Here is a 21,912-nt window from a genome sequence, read left to right on the forward strand (position 1 = left end):
GAAGCAGTTCCCCGGGCACGGACGAGAGCCCGCCCACCACCTGCCGGCTGGTGCGGGCGTAGCGAAGCGGCGGCGCAGGCGGGTTGGAGGTGCTGGCGGGCACTGACACGTTCTACGTCGGCTCGGCAAAGATCGATGACGGGTGAAGCCGTCTTGCGGCAATTTCGCCGATGAGGATCATGCGGCAACGCACTTCCGCCAGACTCCATGAACATCGTCTGCCTCGGACAACAAGCATGGCACGTCAACTGGACGGCCAAGCAGCAACTGCTGACGCGACTGGCGCGTCGCGGGCATCGCGTGCTCTACGTCGACCCGATCGACGGCGGACTGCCGCAGTCGGCCGCGACGCCATCGAACATCTGGCCGGCGTGGAGTGGGACAGGGTTGCGTTCGATCGACGACGGTCTGGACGTGCTGTCCATGCCGCTGCCGAAGCTACCCAGGCCGATCACGACGCTGCTGCCGCCGTTCGTCGTTCGGAGCATGGCCGAGCGGGTCGGTTGTTGGGCGCCGCTAGTCCTGTGTTCGTGGCCCGCGTCGCGATGGCTCGGCAGCCGGCTCGATGCGTCGGGCAAGGTCTATCTCGCGTTCGACGACAACGCCGCCTTTGGCAACATGTCGCCCGAAGCGGTGGAGGCGCAGAAGCGACAGGAGCGACTGGCACTCGACGAGTCGGAGGTCGCGCTGGGCGTCTCGCCAAGCCTCGTCGAGCGATTTCGCGAGGTCCACGACCGCGTCTACCTGCAGGAGAACGGCGTCGAGACCGACGACTTCTCGCCGGCGGTCCGGTCGGCCGCAGTGCCGCATGCGGTGGCAGCGGAGCTGGAAGCGAAGCAGTCCCGGCGGCGTGGGACGATCGGATTTCTCGGGCAGATCGACGAGCGTCTGGATCAGCCGCTGATCCAACGTCTCGCCACCGAGCAGCCGGACGTCGCGATCGTTCTGGCCGGTCCGGTCAAGGCGGGAACCGATCTGTCGTCGCTGCTCGCGCTGCCCAACGTCTTCACGACCGGCAAGGTGCCCTACGCGGAATTGCCCGGCTTGTACAAGGTGCTCGACGTCGGACTCGTGCCGTACGTCCAAAGCGACCTGACGCGGGCCTGCAACCCGCTCAAGGCGTACGAGTACCTCGCCGCCGACTTGCCAGTGGTGGCGACGGCATTGCCGGGGCTCAACTCCGTGCGCGATGCGGCCTTTGTCTGTGAGTCCCACGACGACTTCATCGCTGCTGTGGATCGAGCGCTCGCTGCTCCCGAGGCTCAGGTCGAGGAACGTCGGCGCGTTGCGGCGGACGCCAGTTGGCAGCGTCGCACCGACGAGCTCGAGAGACGGCTTCGCGAAGCAACGGCATGCGCACGCGAGCGTCGGATTCGAGACGGGCTTCCAGAGCCCCGAAACTGGCGGCCGGGCCGGCGTTCGCGACACGTGCAGCCGCGCCTGGACCCGAAGGACCGAAGCGTGCGGTTGGTCAGCGGCAACTACGAGCAGCTGGATTTGTCCGCACAGCAAAAGCTGCTCTACCGCACAACGCGGATGGTTGGCCGGCTCTCGTACGTGGGTCGGCGGCTCGGCGGGCTGGTGCGTGGTCGCCGCGATCCCGTCCGCCGCATTCTCGTCGTTCGCAATGGGCATCTCGGCGACACAGTGGTCTTCGGTCCGACTCTGCGGGCGTTGCGGAGTGCGTTTCCCGGCGCACGGATCGTCGTTGCCGTGGGCACGAGTGGGTCAGCCAAGGTGCTGCTGGAATCGATGCCCGGGGTCGACGAGGTCATCGAGCTGGGCTTTTTCAACCAGGGCAGGCTGCGTCGCTATGCGGGCGTCTGGGCGCTGCTCAAGCGCGGTTTCGACCTGACGGTCGGCGGTGCGTGGTATTTCAACTTGCCCGAGGCCGTCTTCAGCGGCGCTCCGATTCGCATCGGCCTCTACGACGGCCACCCGCTGCAGAAGTATGTTGACCGGCTCGTGGTACTCGATCCGACGCTGCACGAAGCCGACAACAACCTGAACCTCGTCGAGTCCATCACTGGGCGGATCATCGGTGACGATCGTGTGCCCGGGCTTGCGCTAAATGAGCGTGCGTTGGCAGCAGAGACGGACGCATTTCGACAGGCCGTTGGTCTGACTGTCGACGACGATGTGATCGCGTTGCACCCAGGAAGCAAGCGACCGAGCCGACGTTGGCCGGCCAAGCATTTCGCCGTGCTCGCGTCGACGCTCCTCCGGGAACGGCCGGGGTTGAAGGTCGCACTGACGGGTGCCGGGCCGGGCGAGCGTGATCTCATTGACAAGGTGCTTGCGACCGTCGGCGAGGACGTGCGTGGCCGCGTCATCGATGCGTTCGAGGCAGGTAGCTTGAGTGGCCTGATCGGCTTCTACGACGGCTGCCAGTGCCTGGTCTCGAATGACACGGGCGTCATGCACGTCGCCCGCGCGCGAGGCGTGCCGCTGGTCGCTGTGGTCGGGCCAGAGAACGATCGCCGCTGGGGGCCGTATCCGTCGGGACGATCGCCGGCGGTCATTGTGCGGAACGACACGCCGGGGACGCCGCACAATCGGGACGAGGATCGATGGCTGTTGTCGCTCCGCAGCATTCCGGCAGGGCGCGTCGCGAGCCATGTTCGCCGGCTCTTGCATGAGGGTCGCGAAGGCGACGGACAGGTCGTTCGCGACGTCGAGCGACTCGGCTACGACGAACTGCTCGCGGCAGGCGTGGACGTGCCGAAGGTTGCGTGGGTCACGACGACAGATGCGGCGTTTCTTGGCTGTCCCGGCGGGAAGGCGGGCACGGTGACAACAGCTTGGGATCGTGCTCGGCAGCAGCGATACCCGAAGCTCGATGTGGTCCTTGTCGCCCGGCCGGATGAGTTGGGTTCGATTTCGACGGACGCCAAAATCGTCGAGGCGGAGCTTCCGGTCGGCACGGCTGCTGCGGCATGGCAAACATGGAGCACGATTCTGGCGACCACGGACGCCGACGCATTCGTGCTTGTCGGCCCTGGCGATCAGCACCAGCCGGACTTCGTCGGCCGACTCATGTCGACGATGCTCCGCGGGCCGTATGACGAGGTGGTCGACGTCGACGAACCGCTGCCGACCGCGGTGGTGCTGGACGGATGGCGACGGCAGGGCATCGGGCTGCCGTGGCTGTTCTCGCGAGGCATGCTCGAACGACTCCTCGCCCAACCGTTGCCCGGGAAGCCGGCGGTGCCTCCTGAGCGGGTGTCGGCTCTAAAGTCACCCGTGTCGGACGGTCGATTCCGACAGGACAGGGCTTCTGTGGCGTCCGTCCAACCGGTCTGATTCTGACCTTCGTGCCGTGACGAACGCCGCTCCCACTTCCGCATTGCCCGACGTGTCCGAGCAGCGGCACGTGCGACTGGCGGCGGCGAAGCGTTGGCCGATGCCCGACCTGCGTGAGATCTGGCACTATCGCGAGCTCCTCGCAACGCTGGCCGGCCGCGACCTCAAGCTGCGGTACAAGCAGACGGCACTGGGCCTGATTTGGGCGGTCTTCCCGCCACTCGTAGCAGCGGCGATCTTCACGTACATCCGCGGCTTCCTGCAGCTGGAGACGCCCGGCAACGCGCCGTCGATTCTCTTCGTCCTGGCGGGATTCGTCGGGTTCACCGTCTTTCGCGACACGCTCGACCGATCAGGCCAGAGCCTGCTGACGAACCAGCATTTGGTCAGCAAGATCTACTTCCCGCGATTGCTCCTGCCGCTGGCGGCGACGCTGAGCGTTCTGTTCGACCACGCGATCATGCTCGGGTTGGTCGCGGTGGTCTGGATGGCGTGCGGGCTGATCTTCGCGAGCAACCCCGACGTCCTCACGCCGGTGCCGGGTCTGCACCTGTTGATGTGGCCGGTGGTGACGCTGCTGAGCGTGATGCTCGCCAGCGGCTTCGGGATGGTTGTCGCGGCGCTGTCGAGTCACTTTCGCGACTTCAAGCACGTCGTGCCGGTGGCGCTGCAGCTGCTGCTCTACGCGTCGCCGGTCTTCTACGACCTGAGCCTGCCGTTGAGTCGCGACGACGGATGGGTGATCCTTCTCAATCCGCTTAGTGGTTTGATCGCGGCGTACCGCTGGTCGCTCACGGGCATCGGCATGGTCCACTGGCCCGCATTCGCAGCGTCGGCAGCCGTTGCGATCGTCGTGTTCGTCGTCGGCTCGATCCTGTTCCGCCGGGTCGAAGGAAGGCTGGCCGATGTCATCTGACGCGAGCGATCTGGCCATCTCCTGCAAAGGCGTCGGCAAACGCTACCGCCTCGGCGCAACGGCCAGCGAAGGTGTCGGCACGTTCCTCAAGTCCCGCCTTCGCGATCCCCTCGGCAGACGCTCCGGCCACAAGGACTTCTGGGCCGTGCGCGACGTGAACCTCGACGTCCGACGCGGGGAGGTCGTCGGGCTCATCGGGCGCAACGGGGCCGGCAAGAGCACGATGCTCAAGCTGCTCAGCCGCATCACCGAGCCGACCACCGGCACCATCGACCTGTGGGGCCGAGTCGGCAGTCTGCTGGAGGTCGGTACCGGCTTCCATCCGGAGCTGACCGGCCGGGAGAACATCTTTCTCAACGGCTCAATCCTCGGCATGAGCCGGCAACGCATCCGGGACAAGTTCGACGAGATCGTCGACTTCAGCGGCGTGGAAAAGTTCCTCGACACGCCGGTGAAACGCTACTCCAGCGGCATGTTCGTCCGCCTCGCCTTCAGCGTCGCGGCGCACCTGGAGCCCGAGGTGCTGGTCGTCGACGAGGTGCTTGCGGTCGGCGACGTGCTGTTCCAGAAGAAGTGCCTCGGCAAGATGAAAGACGCGGCCGGCGGAGGGCGGACGGTGCTCTTCGTCAGCCACCAGATCGCGGCCGTCCGCTCGCTCTGTACGCGTGCGGTGCTGATGCAGCAGGGGCAGGTCGCGATGGATGGACCCGTCGACGAGGTAGCCCAGGCGTACGCGCGGGCGTTTCTGCCTGCCGAGTCGGAGGCGATCGTCCGGCCGACGGTGTCGCCTGGCGCGGACAGGCCGATTGCGACGGAAGTCCGACTCCTCGCCGACGGAAGACCCGCCGTGCAGATCGACGCCGGGACGCCAATGTCGATCGAAGTCGACTTCGAGGCAGATCGCGCGATCCGGCCGTCGCTGGGCGTCATCATCGCCAACGGTGACGGCGTCTCCGTGCTGCACACGTCCAGCCGCTACGCCCCGGCCGACTCACTGCAGACGCCGCGGCAGCGCGGCACGATCCGCTACGACTTTGGCCCCATTCCCCTGACCGGTGGCGACTACGCCGTCTCGATTTATCTCGGTGACGCCGATCGTGACACGCATCGGCTGCCCGAAGTCCTGCGATTCGAGCTGACGGAACGCGACCTCTTCGATGCCGGCAAGCCATACCCGCGCGACGGCTCGCTGCTGTGGTGGCCCGTCGAGACAAGCGTGCGTGAACCGTCGGCCTCACCCTCTGCCAACGCCGCATGACCGGCAGCGACCCGATCGTCAGCGTTGTCATCCCGGCGTACGGGCACGCGCAGTTCCTGCCGCGGACGATTCAGTCGGTGCTCGATCAGACATTCGACGAGTCGACCGAGATCATCGTCGTCGACGACGGCTCGCCCGATGACACGGCCGGTGCCGTCGAGCCGTTCGGAGACCGCGTCCGCCTCGTCCGCCAGAAGAACGGCGGTCAGGGCAGCGCACGAAACAAGGGCATCTCGCTCGCCCAAGGCGAGTTCGTCGCGATGCTCGACGACGACGATCTGTTCACACCTGACAAACTGCAATGGCAGGTCGAGGCGATGCGACACGATCCGGGCCTTGTCCTGGTCTACGGGGAGGACGATCGCATCGATGCAGACGACAAGCCGGTGTCTGTGGCTCCGCGTGAGAACTACCGCCGGCCGACGGGTGACTGCCATCGCGACTTCCTCGTCGGGTGCTGGATCGCCACGCCGGGCCAGACGCTCATCCGACGCTCAGCCCTTGCGGCGGTCGGCGGCTATGACGAGACGATCTGGGGCAGCGACGACTGGGAGCTCTACATCCGATTGAGCGAGCAGGGCCCGTTTCACTACGACCCGCGCGTCGCCCTGCACTACCGCGTTCACCCCGGCAATCACAGTGGCAACATCCTGCGTCACTTCGTCGGCCATCAGCAGGTGATCGACAAACACCCGAGCGACGACCCGGCAGTCCGCACGGAACGCCGCGAAAGCGGCAGGGCGTACTTCCTCCACAACCTGATGCAGCTCAGCCACGCCGCCCGGTTACGCGGTGACCTGGCGACGAGCCTCGAGGCCCAGCGCTACGCGGCGCATCTCGACACGCGCGTCCGCTGGCGACAGGAGTGGTGGAAGCCACATCTGCTCAATCGCCTGGGCATTCGACCAAAACAAAAGCCCACGGTGTAGGGCCGTGGGCTTGCGGTCGCGCTCCTCAAAGCATCCGCTCACGCCCAGGCTCTCTGAGCGACACGGGCGGACCGAGCAGCTCCGATGCGACGAGCACGTTCAAGAACTGTTCTTTTTTACCAAGATTCCGGCCTAAGCGGGCAGCGGTTAACTGCCGACTCCGATCGCGGGGCGGCTTGGCTGGTGGCGTCGCTACACGGGCGGGTCCCGTGACGACCGGTTCTGCCATCGGCACAGGCCGAGGGCGTGCGACGGGTTGCGGCCTCGGTGCCGGGGCGGGTCGAGGCGGTGCGGACGGCGGTGGCGGTGGCGGCGGCGGGGCGGGTGGCTCGTCGCGAAGGACGTACTCGGGAACGCCCTGTTGCCGAAGCATCTCGACGGCCTCGCGGCGATCTTCCGGTGACAGCTCGCGAAGGCGTGCACGCAGAGCCTCTTCAAGCTCGCGCTGCTGCTCTTCCTCCGACAGCCCATTGCTTTCGTCTGCACCGCCGCGCTTCTTGCCACGGGCGGCCTGGATCTGACCGAAGATCCACGCCACCACCGACAGCAGCACCACTGCTGCTCCGATGAAGCGGCCGATGTCGACCTCGGCGAGGGGCAGGAAGGGCAAGAGCGACATGACGGTCTAGTTGCGGGGGTTGTCGTCGCGATCGGCGACGGCCTCGCGCATCTGCGTGTCGGCCTGGACGTTCTGCATCTTGAAGTAGTCCATTACGCCCAGGTTCCCGCTGCGGAAGGCCTCGGCCATCGCACGCGGCACCTCGGCCTCGGCGAGCACGACCAGTGCCCGGTTCTCGGCGACCTTGGCCACGTTCTCCTGCTCGAGCGCGACGGCCAAGGCACGCCGCTTCTCGGCCTCGGCCTGGGCACGCTTCTTGTCGGCCTCGGCCTGGTCGGTCATGATCTTCGCGCCGATGTTCTCGCCCACGCTCACGTCGGCGATGTCGATCGACAGAATCTCGAATGCGGTGTTCGCGTCCAGACCCTTCGAGAGCACGCTCTTGGAGATGACGTCCGGGTTCTTGAGCACCGCGCGGTGATCGTCGGCCGAGCCGATGGACGACACGATGCCCTCGCCGACGCGGGCGACAATGGTTTCTTCGGTCGCACCGCCGACGAGTCGCTTGATGTTCGTGCGGACCGTGACGCGGGCTTTGACCTTGAGCTGAATGCCGTCGGCGGCGACGGCGTCGAGCGTGGTGACGCCCATCTCGCGGCTCGGCACGTCGATCACCTTCGGGTCGACGCTCGTCTGAATGGCCGCCAGCACGTCGCGACCAGCCAGGTCGATGGCCGTCGAGGTGTCCCACGGCAGATCGATGTTCGCCTTGTCGGCAGCGATCATCGAGCGGATCACGCGGATCAAATCGCCGCCGGCCAGGATGTGCGTCTCCATCTGGCTCTGCGAGATCTCCAGGCCGGCCCGCGTCGCCTGAATGCGGGCGTTGACGATCGTCGCCGGCGGGATCTTGCGGAGCTGGACGCCGACGAGGTCGAAGATGCTGACGCGGACGTTCGAGAAGAACGCTCTGATCCAGAGCCCGATGAACTGGCTGATGACAGCGAAGAAGACCAGCAAGACCAGCGCGATAATCGCGATCAGGCCGTAGATGACGTAGTTCGGCATGCTGATAGAAGACTAGGAGGTCGCGGGTGGCTCGGCGGTGGGAGCGGTGTCGACGGGACGAACGGTCGCGACGTTGTCTTTGAAGTGGACGACGCGCACGTCGGTTCCCGGTGGCAGGTCGCCGAAGTCGCTCTTGGCCTCAACCGTCGTGATCACCTCAGCGAGCCGGAACTCGGCCTCGCCCATCGGCCGAAGGGCGGAGAGCGTTCGCCCGACGGAGCCGACTCGGACGACTTGGCTGGGCAGCTTGCCGTGGGCATCGGCTTCGTTGAGCAGCATCGCTTTGCCGACGGGCGTGCGTTTCCACGCTCTGATCATCCCACTGACAACGAACGGCGACGCCACCGTCAACCCGAAGAGGACCGCGAGCCCGAGCCAACGGTTGATCGTGAAGCAAACCGCCACGACGGTCAGCAACATCCCGACGCCGACGACGCTCATGATCCCGCCACTGGGAATGAACAGGTCGCCGAAAATCAAGACGGCTGCGCCGATGCAGAGCAGGACGATGAGAAGCCAAGGTTCCATGGCGAAGGGCGAAAGGATGAGGGAGAAGGGAGAAGGGTCAGAGGTGGACTCTGCCTTCTGGCCTTCCTCCCTTCTCCCTCAGCCTTCCTCCCTTCTGGTCGTCGGTCTCACCACCACCCGACTGCCCGCCACTTCGACGACGGAAAGCTCGGCGCCGGCGGCGACGAAGCCGCGGTCGCTGACGACGTCGGCGGTGGTCGTGTCGCCGGGGGCCTCGGTGATAGCAAACCGCGCGACGCCGCCCGGGCGAAGGTCGCTGACGGCCGTGCCGACGGAGCCGACGGTCGGCCAGTCGAGACGACGCGCCTCTTCCTCCGGGGTCGGCGGTTCGTCTTTGAGCAGCAGGTCGTTCCCGAACGGCAGCGACGGCAGGAACCGCGCGAGCCACATCCACAGGAACAGGCTCACCGCAACGCAGATGAGCAACATCAGCGTCGCCTCGCCGAATCGGCCCCAATCGACGCCAAAGCCGACCGGCATGTCCGGCACGTAGATCGGCCCGACGAACGACAATCCCAGACCCGTGATGATCAGCACCAACCCCGTCCCACCAAACATGCCAAAGCCCGGCAACAGAAAGACCTCCACCGCCAGCAGGCCGAGCCCCACCAGGAACAGTGCGACCTCGTACCACTCCGCAAAGCCCGTCAGGAACGGCACGCCGAACAACACGCCCAGCGTGCAGATCGCGATCACCTCCGGCACGCCGGTGCCGGGTGCGTTGAACGAGGCGTAGATGCTCAGGAGCAACACCGTCGTGAGGAGCCCACGCACGGCAAAGCTCGACAGGAACCCGATCGCCCGTTCACCACCCGAAGGCGAGTAGGTCGCGACGACGGTGTAGCCCAGCGATTCGGCGAAGGCGGTCGCGGTGTCGTAGGTGCCGAGTGACAGACCGATTCTGGCCGACGCGTCGTCTCCGAGCGTCAGCAGTGACTCCTCGTCGTCCAATGGCACGGGCACATCGGGCACGTCCACGAAGCCGCCGTCGTCGGAGATGAGTGTCTCGTACTCGTCGCCATCGACGAAGCGGATCTCACCTCCATCGGTCGGCTGCAAGGCGTAGACGACGACGTCGGTCCGTACGAACGACCGCGCCAGCAGCGGGTCATAGCCGTTGCGACGCGCCGAGTCGTCAAAGTCAGCTAGAACGGGACTCTCTGCTTTGGCCCGCTCGGTGCCTTCGAGCGGCTGGCCCATCGCGATGACGCCCGAGTCGCCGATCTGACTCGCCGGCTCCATCGCGATCGCCTTGGCCGACAACGCGATCATTGAGCCCGCACTGATCGCCTTGTCATCGACGTAGGCGTAGATCGGCAGCGGGCTCTGCTTGATCGCCCGGCTGGTCTCGAGTCCAGCGGTGACGAGCCCGCCGTAGGTGTTGATGCTCAGGATGACCGCGTCGACGCCTTCGGCCTCGGCCATTTGGAGACGTCGCAGAATGCCATCGCGGAAGAAGTTGTCGACCATGCCGTCGGCGATGATCACGGCAGCGGTCTTGCCACCCTCGACTTCCGCACCTTCGGCTGGCATTGTGGCCGGCCGCGTCGTCTGCGCAAAAGCGACCGACGCGGCGATCAACATCGCAACGCCCGCGACGAGATAGGCGAGAGGGACTCGCATCACAGAATGGTACCCGATGCGGCGGGGTTGGTTGCGTTCAAATCGGCAGCCAGAGGGCAAAGCGAATGAATGAAAAACGCCGTGTGGGCCAAGGTAGCCCAGCACGGCGTTGCGGTTGTTTTGCGTCGATTTACCGGCGTCGACGTCCGAGCAGGAGCGTGCCGGCGGCGGCGAACATGCCGAACGTGGCCGGCTCCGGAATCGAGGCGGCCCACGCGTCCAGGGCGGCGATGTCGGACGGGATGCTGGTGCCGAAGTTGGCACGCAGAATGCCGAAGTCGGCGAGGTCAACGGTCATGTCGCCGTTGAAATCGGCCAGGAGCATGTCGCCCATCGAGCCGAACTCGCTGCGCAGGATGCCGAAGTCGGCCAGGTCGACGGTGCCGTCACCGTTGGCATCGCCCGGCAGGCCACCGGTCGGCAGATCCTCGACGAATTCCCAGAAAACGCCGTAGCCGCGCATCGAGACGAAGCCTGGGTTGTCGCCGCTGGTCTGGGTGACCGTGTAAGTCGCCAGCGGGTCGGTGATGGCGACTTGGCCGATGATCTCCCACAGGCCAATGCCCGAGCCGGTGTCGGTGGTGCCGGAGAAGTTTTGATCATCGACAACGTAGGTCGCATCGCCTTCGTCACCGGAAGCCACGAAGGTCGTGGGCGTTGTGTCGACGTTGCCGGTCTGTGGCCAAACGACGTAGACGTTATAGAGGCCAGCAACGCCGCCCGTCAGACCCGTGGCTGTCAGCGGCTCGTCCTCGTCGAGGCCGTCCGGATTCCAGAAGCTGTTGAGCACCTGACCGACGCCGTACGTCGTGTTGTCGGCGTCGAGGGCGGGCGTGTAGCTGAAGGTGTACTGGTCGGGGTCGCCGTTGGTCGCGTTGCCGCCGAAGATGGAGCCGAGACCTGGCGTCACGCCGGGAGCGAAACCGACACCCGCGCTGGACTCACTGGCGGCGTCGCCGCCGGCACCGGTGAAAGCGTAGTTGGCAGAGGCCTTGCCGCCGGAGCGAGCCTCGACCATGAAAGCAGCTTCAACAGAAGGAGCCGTGACGAAGCAGGCGGCGGCCGTGACGGCCGAGATGGAAGCAAAACGCATTTTTGATTCTCCCTAGGAGGAAACTCGTGAGATCCGCATCGGCCACGCCGGCCAAAGCATGTGTGACGAACGCCTCGCAACTCCAAGTGTGAAGCGACGATCCCCATCGCGGCGGAGTGGAACAATCGTCGTCCAGGCGTGCATCACGCGTGTCGGCCGCCAGTCCACTCGCTTGGCGACCTCTTATAGAAGTAATCTAACCCGTTGCCGGCTCCGGGGAAGGCGGAAAATTTGCGGGGGTGAATCCGGTCCGCAAACGTCCTCCGCCCACGATCCTCAGGTGGTGCGTCTCGCCGGAACCGCCCAAGTCTCCGACACCGTCTAACCGCTACGCCACCGTCGATTGTGACGCGGCATTGCCACGCGATCACAGACTGTCGTCAAACAGCGCCCGTGGGCAGCGGAGCCGGGACGTTCGCGGCGTCGGGGCGAGGTGGATCGCCGATGCGCATGTGGGCAGACCAGAAGGCGTCGAAGCTCTGGCGGATGCTGAACCGGCCGGAGCGGGCGAGGCTGGCCGAACGCATGCGGGCCAGCTCCGTCGGGTCGTCGACCAGTCGCGAGATCGCCTCGACCCAGGCGGCGGCGTGGCTGGCGTCGCGGGCGGGGAGCACAAGACCCGTCTCCTTGTCGACGATGGTCTCTTTCGGCCCGCCTTCCGGGCTGACGAGACAGGGCAGGCCCGAAGCCTGGGCTTCCATGACGACTTGGCCCAGCGTGTCGGTGCGGCTGGGGAAGACGAAGAGATCGCTGGTCGCGTAGAGCGCGGGCAAAGTCTGGTCGTCGCAGAAGCCGGGGAAGACGGCGGGCAGGCCGGCGAGGCGAGCCATCATCGTCTCGCGATACGGGCCGTCACCGACGACGACGAGGGCGACGTCGTCGCGTCGCTCGCACAGCGAGGCGTAGGCCTCGGCCAGCAGGGGCAGGTTCTTCTCGACGCTGACCCGGCCGGCGTAGATCAGGACGTGCGGGGTCTTCTGGACGTCGACGCCGACCTTGGCAAGAGCTTCAGGGTCGCGGGCGTCGGGCGTGAACTTGGAGAGGTCGATGCCGGGCCGGATGGTTTCGATGCGGTCTTCGGCGACGCCGAGGTCGGTCAGCTTGAACTTGTACGCGCTGCTGCGGCTGAAGACGGCCTTGGGCACCTTGTAGAACCACCGCATGTAGTTGGCCACGTTCCCAGCCTGGCGATGGTCGCCGGTGAGCTTCTCGACATACGCCGGGAAGTCGGTGTGGTACGTCGCAAGCACTGGCACGCGGAGCATCGCGGCGGCGGTCAGGCCGAGCAGACCCATCGGGCCGGGCGTGCTGACGTGGATCGCGTCGAACTGCTCACGGTCGCACAGGTCGAGTACCTCGAGGATCGGCGGAATGTTGACCTTCAGCTCGTCGTACAGCGGCATCGGCCGGCTGACGAGCGGCTCGAAGTTGCGACGAAACGGGGCGACGTCGCTGCCGTAGCGGACGTCTTCTGTCGGCACGCTCGTCATCACGGTGAGCGTTCGGCCGGAGTCGGCGGCGAGGGTGCCCATGTCGCGGATGAACCGGGCAACGCCGTTGACGTCGTCGAACGTGTCAGTGAAGAGGGCGACCTTCAGGCGATCGCCGCGGCGACGGACGTCCTGCCGAGTGATCGCCGGGAGCAGGCGTCGCTCCTTGTTCTGGTGGAACAGGGCGAAGTAGTACGGCGACAGGACGAACTGGTGGGCGAGTGCCGCGCCGACGGCGTCGAAGATGCCCGTGAGTGATGCGCGGTCGATGCCGTTCTGGAAGGCGTTGGCGATGCCGCCGGCGACGTCGCGGTTGACGCTGTGCACGAAGGCCATCATCTCGTCGTGCATGCCCAGCGGCGGCAGGCCGCGGTCGAGCTCGGCGACCAGTTCGGGGTGCTCGGGCAGACGTCGTCGGACGCTGTCGACGAACAGGTCCTTGATGAGCCCGCTGGTCTTGATCTCCGGCGGGAGCGTGCTCGGGAGGAATCGTTGGCGGAGCTTCTTACGGAACTTCTTGACCTTGCCCTTGGCGACGAGCATGGCCAGCTGCAGCTTGCCGGGCTTGGTCCGCTCGCCGACGAGCGCCTGCAGCAGCGCAGCGGGCAGGTTGGCGGAGTTGCCGTTCTTGTCGAGCATCGACCGCGTGTAGTAGCGGACAGCGACGCCCCAGAACGTGTGGGCGAGTTTCAGGCTCGAGCCCGCCTCGCCGCCGGGACGGGTCCGGCCCTGGCGAATGGCTTCGATGACGTCGTCAGGCGTGACGACGTCGTCGGGCAGCTCGGTCCAGGTGCGGCCGATGTTGAGCAGGCCGTGATCGTCACTGCCTGCGGTGCGGCCCTTGTTCCACGGCTCGGGCCAGCGTGGACGCAGGCCGTGGACCTGGCTGAGGCGATCGATCTCGGCAGCGTCGAGCTTGTCCAGCAGCGGCTCGAAGGCGTCGCGGTGCAGACTGCTGTGGGCACCGTTGAGGCACTCGAAGCTCTTGAAGAGCAGCAGCAGGCGTTCGAGGTGCCAGCGTTCGAGCTTGTCGTTCTGCCGGTAGATCGGGTGGGCGACGCTGTGCGCGAGGCGGTTTTGCTCGAAGTAGTCGGCGACGTCGTAGAGGTTGCGGGCGAGCTTCTGCAGGTCGTCGTGCTGCTGACGCGTGTGTCCGTAGACGAGGACGTGCATCTTGCACCCGTCCTCCGGGAACCAGCAGGTGAGTTCCTCGCCGACGAGCACGTTGCTCATGTGCGGGCGGATCGACTCGACACCTTCGATCGTGTCGTGGTCGGTGATGGTGACGAAGTCCATGCCCCGGCGCATGGCCTGGGCGTGGACGTCGCCTGGCCGGGAGTAGGACTCCGGGCACCCGATCATATTCAGCGCGGCCTCGCCGGTCTTGTTGGAGGCGTCGCTATGGCAGTGCAGGTCGACGCGCAGGCCGTGATGCTGCGGCATGGCGGCATCGGCGAGCTTGGCGACGTCGCCGAGCGTGTCGACGAAGCCGGTCAGACCAAACGAGTCGGCCGAGTCGGATGGGAGGCGGTCGCTGAGGCGATGGGCCATGAGGTCGTATGAAAAGCAGGCCGTTGCGTTCGGCGTACGAGTACCGGCTGCTGCTATGAGAGACTATCACGCCACGACCGGCGACAACAACCTGCTTCCCCTGATCTGGCAACAACTAACGCACAAATCATGGTTGCCTTACAAGATGCTGACAGACGCCGGCGTTCACACGGTCATGTGCGTCGCCGAGGTGTCCGGAACGTCGGGCCTCGGGCGACCGCCGCTGCGGGCGAGGGCGGCTTTCACGAGCCCGACGAAGAGCGGGCTTGGCTCCAGCGGGCGGCTCGACATCTCCGGGTGCGCCTGCGTGCCAACGAAGAATGGATGGACGTCCGCCGGCAGCTCGAGGACTTGCATGATCGGCTGCTGCGGGTGCTTGCCGCTGAAGATCAGGCCACCTTCTTCGAGCTGATCGATGAACCGCGGGTCGACCTCGTACCGGTGCCGGAACCGCAGGCGAACGTACGGCCCGCGTTCGAGCTCGTCGGCGAAGAGCTCGCTGGCGATGGTTTGCGGACGGATCTCGACGTCCTTGCCGCCGAGTCGCATGTTCCCGCCAAGGCCTTCGATCTGCTTCTGCTCGGGCAGGATGTCGATGACCGGGTTCGCGCAACCAGGGTCGAACTCGGTGGAGTTGGCGTCCTCGATGCCGCAGACGTTGCGGGCGTACTCGATGACGGCCATCTGGAAGCCGAAGCAGATGCCCAGGTACGGCAAGCCGGTCTCACGGGCGTGTTTGACGCAGGCGATCTTGCCCTCTGACCCACGGGCACCGAAGCCGCCTGGGACGATGATGCCGTCGACGCCTTCGAGCTCCTTGGCGACGTTTGCGTCGGTGAGGTTGGTCGTCTCGACGCTCTTGAGCGCGACCTCCACGCCGCACGCGACGCCGGCGTGCTCGACGCTCTTGAGGATACTGGCGTAGGCGTCCCGCATCGCCGTGTACTTGCCGGTGATGGCGAGCGTTACGTGCTTCTCGCGTGGCTGCTGGATGCGACGGACAAAGCCACGCCACTTGTCGCGGGCCTCGTCCTCGTGAAGCTGATTGGCGCGGCTGTGCAGGTCGAGCAGCGTCATGACCTCGCGATCCAGGCCTGCCCCGCGGAGGGCTTCAGGGATCAGATAGACGCTCTCGACGTCGTGCATGCTGAAGACCCGCTGCATCGGGACGTTCGTGTACATGCTGATCTTCTGCCGAACCTTTTCGCTGACCTCGTCGGTGGCACGACAGGCGACGAGCTGCGGCTGGATGCCGACTTCCATCAGTCGCTTGATGCCCAGCTGGGCCGCCTTGGACTTCTGCTCGCCGAGAGCGTCGGGCTGAAGGATGTAAGTCAGGGCGACGAAGCAGACGCTTTCGGGCCCTTCCTCGTACGCGAGCTGACGGCAGGCCTCGAGGTAGAACGAGTTCTCGTAGTCGCCCACCGTCCCGCCGATCTCGACGAAGACGACGTCGGCGTCGCTCTTGGCGGCGAGTTCGCGGAGCTTGAGCTTCACTTCGCCCACGACGTGCGGGATGACCTGAACGTCGCGCCCGAGATAGCCGCCGTTGCGCTCCTTCTTCATTACCGACGACAGGATCTGGCCGTTGGTCGTGAAGTTGAGCTTGGACAGGTCCTGGCCGAGCAGACGCTCGTAGGTGCCGAGGTCCATGTCGGTTTCCTGCCCGTCGTCCAGGACGAAGACCTCGCCGTGGCGGAAGGGGTTGAGCGTGCCGGAGTCGAGGTTGAGGTAGCCCTCGCACTTGATGGGCGCGACCTTGAGGCCCTTGTCCTGCATCAGCTTGGCGAGGCTGGAGGCGAAGATGCCTTTGCCGAGCCCGCTGATGACGGTGCCCATGACGATGACGAACTTGTGTTTGCCGCGGGTGAAGCCGGCGGGCATGGGCGTGTAGAACTCGGTCTCGTCGCGCGTATGACCGGTGCTGGCGAGGAGTTCTTCGGCGTTCTTCATCGGAGTAAAGCGAAAGGGCGGCGGCGGGCGAGGCTATCAGCAGGAGGTGGTGGAGGCGCGTAACTTCTTCACAAAGGCGGCATATTGCTCGGGCGTGTCGATTCCCCCGGCATGACCAGCCGCTTCGACCCCAACGATCCGATGGCCGGTCTCGAGCGCCCGAAGCTGCTCCAGCGACTCCGAAAGTTCCGCCGGCGTTGGCGGGGTGGCAGCGATCTGGCGAAGGAAGCCGACGCGGTACGCGTAAACGCCCACGTGCAGCCGATAAGCCGGCGTGGCCGAGCGGGCGAAGGGAATCGGGCTCCGGCTGAACCAGAGGCACCCGACATCGCCCTGGCCGACGACGACCTTAACGAGCGCTGGGTTCGCCGGATCGGCGTCAGGCGGGAAGGGCACGACGACAGTGCCCATGACTGGTTCGTCGTGCCCGGCCATCCGACTTGCGAGCCGGGCGACGACGTCGGGATCGATCTCCGGCTCGTCCCCTTGGACGTTGACGACGACAACGTCGTCCGGCAGGTCGAGCTTCTCGGCGGCCTCCGCGACACGCTCCGTGCCGGTCCGGCATGCGGGTGAGGTCAGCAGGACGGTCGTCCCGAACGGCTCCAATGCCTCAACGACGGCCTCATCGTCCGCCGCCACGACCACCCGGCCGAGGTCCAAGACGCGATCGACCACGTGCTGCACCAGCGGCCGGCCGGTCTCGTCCGCGAGGACCTTGCGCGGGAACCGCTCACTCGCCAACCGGGCCGGGATGACAATGGTCGGCGATCGGGTTGTCGTTTGCTCCGGCGACGGCACCGGGCGCGGAGGGTACCACGAGTCGCTGATCATCGCGCTGGGCGCATCCCTGCGCGCCAATCACTCGCCCAAGCGCGGCCGGTGGGGCTCGAACCCACAACCTGCGGTTTAGAAGACCGCTGCTCTATCCAATTGAGCTACGGCCACGGGGCGAAGGCCGGAAAGCTTGAAGCTCAAAGCCAGAAGCTTGAAGGCCCGAGAAGCCTACGGCCGCGTAAGGACACCCGTCCGGTTCTTCAAGCTTCCACCTTCAGGCTTTCTGGACCCTTGCCGCGAGCGCTTCCAGCGTCACGCCCTTCCCGGGCTTCAGCTCGATCACACCCGCTGCCGTCACCTGGAACGGGCAGGTGGCACACTGCACGCGCCTGTCGCTCGGAGTCACGCCGGCCAGGCGTGGGTCGTCTTGCCCGCTCTCGAAAGTCGGCTGCTCGCCGGCGGCGTCGGCACGCTTCTTGAGCAGGTCGAGGATCAAATCGTCGATCTGCAGCGGCTCGGCGATTCGGTAGCTGGTGCCGGGATGCTTCGCGGCCGCCTGACTGGTCAGCGACGGGATGTCCTTCATCCAGTGCTTCCCTTTGGCCAGAAAGAAGGGCACCAGCGTGATGAGCGATGCCCCACGCTCGACGCACTTGGCGTAGGCGGCGGCGATGTCGGGCATCGCCAGCTCCATGTGGGCCGGCTCGACGACGGGCGTGGTGTCGCGGTGCCGGTCGGCGAAGAGGCGGGCGACCTCCTCGAGCATCTGGTTGCTCTCGGGACGACGCGAGCCGTGGTCGACGATAATGAGGCCTTCCGTCACGCCTCGACTTTAAGCAGTCGCAATGCCGCCTCGTGCACCGTCTGCGGTGAAAGGTCGCGCAGGCACCGCTGCGTCTGTGGCTCTGGCAGTGGGCACAGCTTCTGCTGGCACGGCTGACAGTCGAGATCGAGGAACACCTCGACCTCACGCGGGGCGTTGAGCGTCGTCCGCTGCGGATCCGTCGGGCCGAAGACCGTGACGGTCGGAGTGCCGGCGGCGACGGCGAGATGTCGGGCACCGGTGTCGTTGGAAACGACCAGATCGCACCGCCCCACAATTGCCTTGACGGCTGACAACGACAGCCCGTGATTGGCGAGGAGCGTGACGTCGCCGTCTGCCGCGATCGCCTCAGCCACGGCCTCCTCGCCCGGTGCGGTTGAGACGAGCACGCGAAAGCGGTCGGCCACCAGCTTGTGCGACAGGTCGGCGAAGTGCTTCGTCGGCCAAAGCTTCGCTGAGCCGTATCGCCCGCCCGGAACGAAGAGGGCTAACCGCTCGTCGCCGATCCCGCCCGAGATGAAGACGGCATCGGCGGCTTTGTCGTCATTGGGCGTGACGGCCAGGTCCATTCGGCGTCCGTCGGGCTCCAATCTGAACGCGGTCAGCAGGCCGAGGTAGTGGCGAATCGCCGGGACGATCGCGTGTGTCCGCCGAGGCCAGCGTCCGGTCATCACCGGCTTGACACCGTCGGTCAGCAACCAACTGCGGCCGTCTCGCGCGTAGCCGATTCGCCTCGGCACGCCCGCCAGCCGGGCCACGGCCGCCCAGCGAAAGGCGTTGGGCAGGAGCAACACCGCGTCGCAGCCCGTCGACTTCAGCGTCGCCGCCGATCGCAGCCAGCTCGATTTGTCGATCGGCACGACCTCGTCGACGGACGCCAGGCCTTCCATGACGACGGCATTGCCACGCCCGACGACGGCGACGATTGATGTTCCCGGCAGACCTTTGCGCAGCGCCCGCAGCAGCGGCGTGGCCATCATGCAGTCGCCCAGCCACGTCGGCAGGATGACTGCTAGTCGCTCGGGTGCGGGCGTCACTGCTGGTCTTCTGGCACGACGCCGTCGGAGAGTCCGCCGACGCAGGCCGGGAACGAGTGCAGAATCGCCAACGCCTGCGTCGCTGCCGTGTTCGAGCCACTTCGCGACGCGGCCGCCGCCTGTTGCGTCAAGGGCCGACTCTGCTGTTGAAGCGACGCGAACTCGCGGCCGTCGGCGATCGGCGGGGCTTGATACCGCTGGAGCCTCGAGCGGTCGACCTCGGCCGCCCAGCCCTGAGCGGTGGCGATGCGTTCGGACAGCTGCGGGTGGCTGCTGAGGAACCCCTGCAGGCCGCCTGCCTCGCCGCCTTGCTGTTCGAGCATCGCCGCGAAGAAGTCATCGAACTGGTCCGGGTCGTAGCCGGCGCGGATGTAGAACTCGAAGCCCAGCCGGTCCGCCTCGCGTTCGGCGTCGCGGCCGAACTGGAGGCCGACGACCTGCCCGCCGACGAGGGCGAGCCCGCCGACTGTCGCGGCCGTCTCGGTCCGACTGCCGTCTTCAGCCAAGACAGCGCCAAGCAGTCCGGCACCCGCCGCTGCCGCCATCAGGCCGTACTGCGTGTTCATCTTGTTCTGGACGTGCCGGCCGATGATGTGCCCGAACTCGTGACCCACAACCGCGGCAAAGGCGTCTTCCGTCGCACAGCCCTCAAAGAGTGCCGTGTACATGTACACGTGTCGGCCGCCGGTGGTGAAGGCGTTGGTGACCGGGCTGGCGACCATGTGAAACTGCACGTCCTCGAACATCCAATCCGACGCGTCGACACCGAATTGTTCAAGCTCGCCGGACTCGTACATGCCTCGCGCTGCCGCAATGATCTTGTCACCTACCGCTTGGACGTAGGCGTCGAGTTCCGGATCAGTGACGACTTGCGGCTCCAATTGCGTGTGGACGTCGTTGGCCTGGGCGATCACCTGCTGATCGCTCACGCAGCCGGCAAGCGTCGTGACGAGCAGCGTCACACAGACGGTGCAGACTCCTCGAAGCATGCCCAGATCGTACGGCAAACGGCTCAACGCGACACGGCTGCGCCGGCCAGCCGGGCGAGCAGCGTGTCGTACACCGACTTCGCAACCGTGTCTGGATCGCCCGTCGCGTCGATGACCGCATGACGATCGGGCTCGCGTTTTGCCAACTGGAGATAGTTCTGCCTGACGCCAGCGTGGTACTCGGTCGGGCGACGCTCGATGCGGTCCTTGTCAGCCACCTCGGTTCCCTCGAACAGCGGCACGTACTTCGGCACGACCCGCTGCTGGGCGATGTCGGTCGGGACGTCGAGGATCAGCGTCAGGTCCGGCGTGCAACCGGCCGTCGCAACGCGGGCGACGTCGGCGATGTCGTCGAACGTCAACCCGTCGCCGCCGAGCTGGTAAGCGTGGGTCGAGCTGAAGAACCGGTCTGCCAGGACGACCTCGCCGCGATCGAGCGCGGGCCGAATCGTCTCCGGCACGAGCTGCGCCCGGGCGGCCATGTAGAGCAGCATCTCGCACCGCATGCCGATCTGGCTTTGCGGATCGAGCAGCAGGTCGCGAATGCGTTCGCCGGTGGCGGTCGAGCCTGGATCTCGTACGGCGGCGACGGTCGCCCCTTCGTTGGTGAGCGTCTCGTGAAGCCGCTTCATCTGCGTGGATTTGCCGCAACCCTCGCCGCCGTCGAGCACGATGAACTTGCCCGAGAGCGGGTGGCGGTCCGGCATCGCGACGATCGTGGGCCGGCCGGGCGACAAGTCAACCGGCGACCGATCTGGCGGTGCCCGCGTAACCTCCGCCGCATGGCCGATGTCCACGAACCCGCCGACCGCTACGCCAAGCCCGGCAGCGGCAACGATCCGCAGTTTGCCAGTCTTCGCGATGCCTTCGTGCGGGTTTTCGGCGAGGACGACAGCGACGGCAATCCGCTCAACGACGCCCCGATCCACGTCGTCCGTGCCCCAGGCCGGGTCAACCTCATCGGCGAGCACACGGACTACTCCGAGGGCTTTGTCTTCCCGATGGCGATCGAGCCGCGGATCACGTTCGCCTTCCGCCGACGCAACGACAAGCAGATCCGCGTCGCCAGCGACCAGGACACGGACGGCAGCGTGACGACGTTCACCACCGACACCGAGACCGGCGAGCCGAAGTGGACCAACTACCTCCGCGGCCCGGTCGCACTGCTCCGCGAGCGGGGTGAGCTGTTGGTTGGGGCTGAGCTGTACCTGATGTCGAGCCTGCCCGTCGGCGCCGGGCTGAGCAGCAGCGCGGCGCTGGAGGTCGGCACGACGCGGGCGATGCTGCACCTCACCGGCGGGACGATGACGGATGCCGAGGTCGCTCTGATGTGCCAGCGAGCCGAGCAGGAGTACGCCGGTATGCCGTGCGGCATCATGGACCAGATGATCGTCGCTTCGGGCATGGCGGACCACGCGATGCTGCTGGATTGCCGGAGCTTGGAGGCGACGCACGTGCCGCTGCCGTCGGAGCACGTCGCCTTGGTGATCTGCGATTCGAAGGTCGAGCACGAACTGACGGACGGCGGATTTGCCGAGCGTGTCGAGTCGTGCAAGCAGGCGTCGGCCAAGCTCGGCGTGCCGTTCCTGCGCGACGCGACAACCGATCAGGTCGAGGCCAACAAGGACGCCCTGGGAGATCTTCTCTATCGCCGAGCCCGGCACGTCGTCGCAGAGAACGAGCGGTGCCTGGCGTTCGCCGAGGCCCTCCGCAGCGGCGACTATGCGTCGGCGGGCGAGCGGATGTACGAGAGCCATGCCAGCCTTCGCGACGACTACGAGGTCAGCACGCCCGAACTCGACGGGCTTGTGGAGGCGGCACGCGGCATCGACGGCGTCTTCGGCAGCCGCATGACCGGCGGCGGCTTCGGCGGGTGCACGGTCACCCTCTGCCATCCCGACGCCGCCGACGCCGTCCGCGATGGCTTGGCCAAAGCGGCCAAAGAGCTGTTCGGCGTCGACACGCTGCCGTTCGTCACCGCCGCGACGGTCGGTGCCCAGGTCGTCGACTGAGGA

17 protein-coding genes and 1 tRNA gene are annotated in these 21,912 nt (G+C 66.3%); 5 read left to right on the forward strand and 13 right to left on the reverse strand.

Annotation, left to right across the window (positions count from 1 at the left end):
• The first annotated feature begins 207 nt into the window (after positions 1-207).
• Genes AAGI46_04380 through AAGI46_04395 form a run of 4 tightly spaced genes read left to right on the forward strand, consistent with a single transcriptional unit; the run spans position 208 to position 6,406 of the window.
• Positions 208-3,303, forward strand: coding sequence for a glycosyltransferase family 9 protein (locus tag AAGI46_04380; GenBank protein MEM1011441.1), 3,096 nt, complete (start codon positions 208-210; stop codon positions 3,301-3,303).
• 16 nt (positions 3,304-3,319) lie between these two features.
• Positions 3,320-4,219: an ABC transporter permease gene (locus tag AAGI46_04385; GenBank protein ID MEM1011442.1), complete on the forward strand. Its 900-nt coding sequence runs from the start codon at positions 3,320-3,322 to the stop codon at positions 4,217-4,219.
• Positions 4,209-5,477, forward strand: a complete 1,269-nt coding sequence (locus AAGI46_04390) for an ABC transporter ATP-binding protein (protein ID MEM1011443.1) — start codon at positions 4,209-4,211, stop codon at positions 5,475-5,477. Before AAGI46_04385 ends, AAGI46_04390 begins: the two co-directional genes overlap by 11 nt.
• Positions 5,474-6,406, forward strand: coding sequence for a glycosyltransferase (locus AAGI46_04395; GenBank protein ID MEM1011444.1), 933 nt, complete (start codon positions 5,474-5,476; stop codon positions 6,404-6,406). The genes AAGI46_04390 and AAGI46_04395 overlap by 4 nt, the downstream gene beginning before the upstream one ends.
• Positions 6,407-6,431: 25 nt before the next feature.
• On the opposite strand, the gene AAGI46_04400 is transcribed toward AAGI46_04395, so the two are convergent.
• The 13 genes from AAGI46_04400 to tmk form a co-directional block, all read right to left on the reverse strand.
• Entirely contained in the window at positions 6,432-7,025 is a 594-nt protein-coding gene (locus tag AAGI46_04400) for a hypothetical protein (protein MEM1011445.1), read from the reverse strand.
• A gap of 6 nt (positions 7,026-7,031) precedes the next feature.
• On the reverse strand, positions 7,032-8,033 hold the full coding sequence (gene floA, locus AAGI46_04405; GenBank protein ID MEM1011446.1) for a flotillin-like protein FloA: 1,002 nt from the start codon (positions 8,031-8,033) through the stop codon (positions 7,032-7,034).
• A gap of 12 nt (positions 8,034-8,045) precedes the next feature.
• The gene (locus tag AAGI46_04410; protein MEM1011447.1) at positions 8,046-8,561 is read right to left on the reverse strand and encodes a hypothetical protein; all 516 of its coding nucleotides are present in this window, start codon (positions 8,559-8,561) and stop codon (positions 8,046-8,048) included.
• 78 nt (positions 8,562-8,639) lie between these two features.
• Positions 8,640-10,184: an ATP-dependent Clp protease proteolytic subunit gene (locus AAGI46_04415; GenBank protein MEM1011448.1), complete on the reverse strand. Its 1,545-nt coding sequence runs from the start codon at positions 10,182-10,184 to the stop codon at positions 8,640-8,642.
• A gap of 130 nt (positions 10,185-10,314) precedes the next feature.
• On the reverse strand, positions 10,315-11,277 hold the full coding sequence (locus tag AAGI46_04420) for a PEP-CTERM sorting domain-containing protein (protein MEM1011449.1): 963 nt from the start codon (positions 11,275-11,277) through the stop codon (positions 10,315-10,317).
• A 380-nt stretch (positions 11,278-11,657) separates the two neighbouring features.
• Positions 11,658-14,318 (reverse strand): glycosyltransferase, encoded by a 2,661-nt coding sequence (locus AAGI46_04425; protein ID MEM1011450.1) that lies wholly within the window; start codon positions 14,316-14,318, stop codon positions 11,658-11,660.
• A 165-nt stretch (positions 14,319-14,483) separates the two neighbouring features.
• Entirely contained in the window at positions 14,484-16,271 is a 1,788-nt protein-coding gene (locus AAGI46_04430) for a CTP synthase (GenBank protein MEM1011451.1), read from the reverse strand.
• 36 nt (positions 16,272-16,307) lie between these two features.
• A complete protein-coding gene (gene kdsB, locus AAGI46_04435) occupies positions 16,308-17,072 on the reverse strand; it encodes a 3-deoxy-manno-octulosonate cytidylyltransferase (protein MEM1011452.1) in 765 nt (254 codons plus the stop codon).
• Positions 17,073-17,145: 73 nt separating this feature from the next.
• Positions 17,146-17,219, reverse strand: a tRNA-Arg gene (locus AAGI46_04440).
• A 103-nt stretch (positions 17,220-17,322) separates the two neighbouring features.
• Positions 17,323-17,871 carry a CbiX/SirB N-terminal domain-containing protein gene (locus AAGI46_04445; protein ID MEM1011453.1) on the reverse strand — a complete coding sequence of 183 codons (549 nt, stop codon included), beginning with the start codon at positions 17,869-17,871 and terminating at the stop codon, positions 17,323-17,325.
• On the reverse strand, positions 17,868-18,908 hold the full coding sequence (waaF, locus tag AAGI46_04450; GenBank protein MEM1011454.1) for a lipopolysaccharide heptosyltransferase II: 1,041 nt from the start codon (positions 18,906-18,908) through the stop codon (positions 17,868-17,870). Before waaF ends, AAGI46_04445 begins: the two co-directional genes overlap by 4 nt.
• Positions 18,905-19,897 carry a M48 family metalloprotease gene (locus AAGI46_04455; protein MEM1011455.1) on the reverse strand — a complete coding sequence of 331 codons (993 nt, stop codon included), beginning with the start codon at positions 19,895-19,897 and terminating at the stop codon, positions 18,905-18,907. Before AAGI46_04455 ends, waaF begins: the two co-directional genes overlap by 4 nt.
• A gap of 23 nt (positions 19,898-19,920) precedes the next feature.
• A complete protein-coding gene (tmk, locus tag AAGI46_04460; protein ID MEM1011456.1) occupies positions 19,921-20,604 on the reverse strand; it encodes a dTMP kinase in 684 nt (227 codons plus the stop codon).
• A 75-nt stretch (positions 20,605-20,679) separates the two neighbouring features.
• On the opposite strand from tmk, the gene galK reads away from it, so the two are divergent.
• Positions 20,680-21,909 (forward strand): galactokinase, encoded by a 1,230-nt coding sequence (galK, locus tag AAGI46_04465; GenBank protein MEM1011457.1) that lies wholly within the window; start codon positions 20,680-20,682, stop codon positions 21,907-21,909.
• Positions 21,910-21,912 lie beyond the last annotated feature (3 nt).

The sequence above is a fragment of the Planctomycetota bacterium genome (genome assembly GCA_038746835.1).
Classification (GTDB): domain Bacteria; phylum Planctomycetota; class Phycisphaerae; order Tepidisphaerales; family Tepidisphaeraceae; genus JBCDKH01.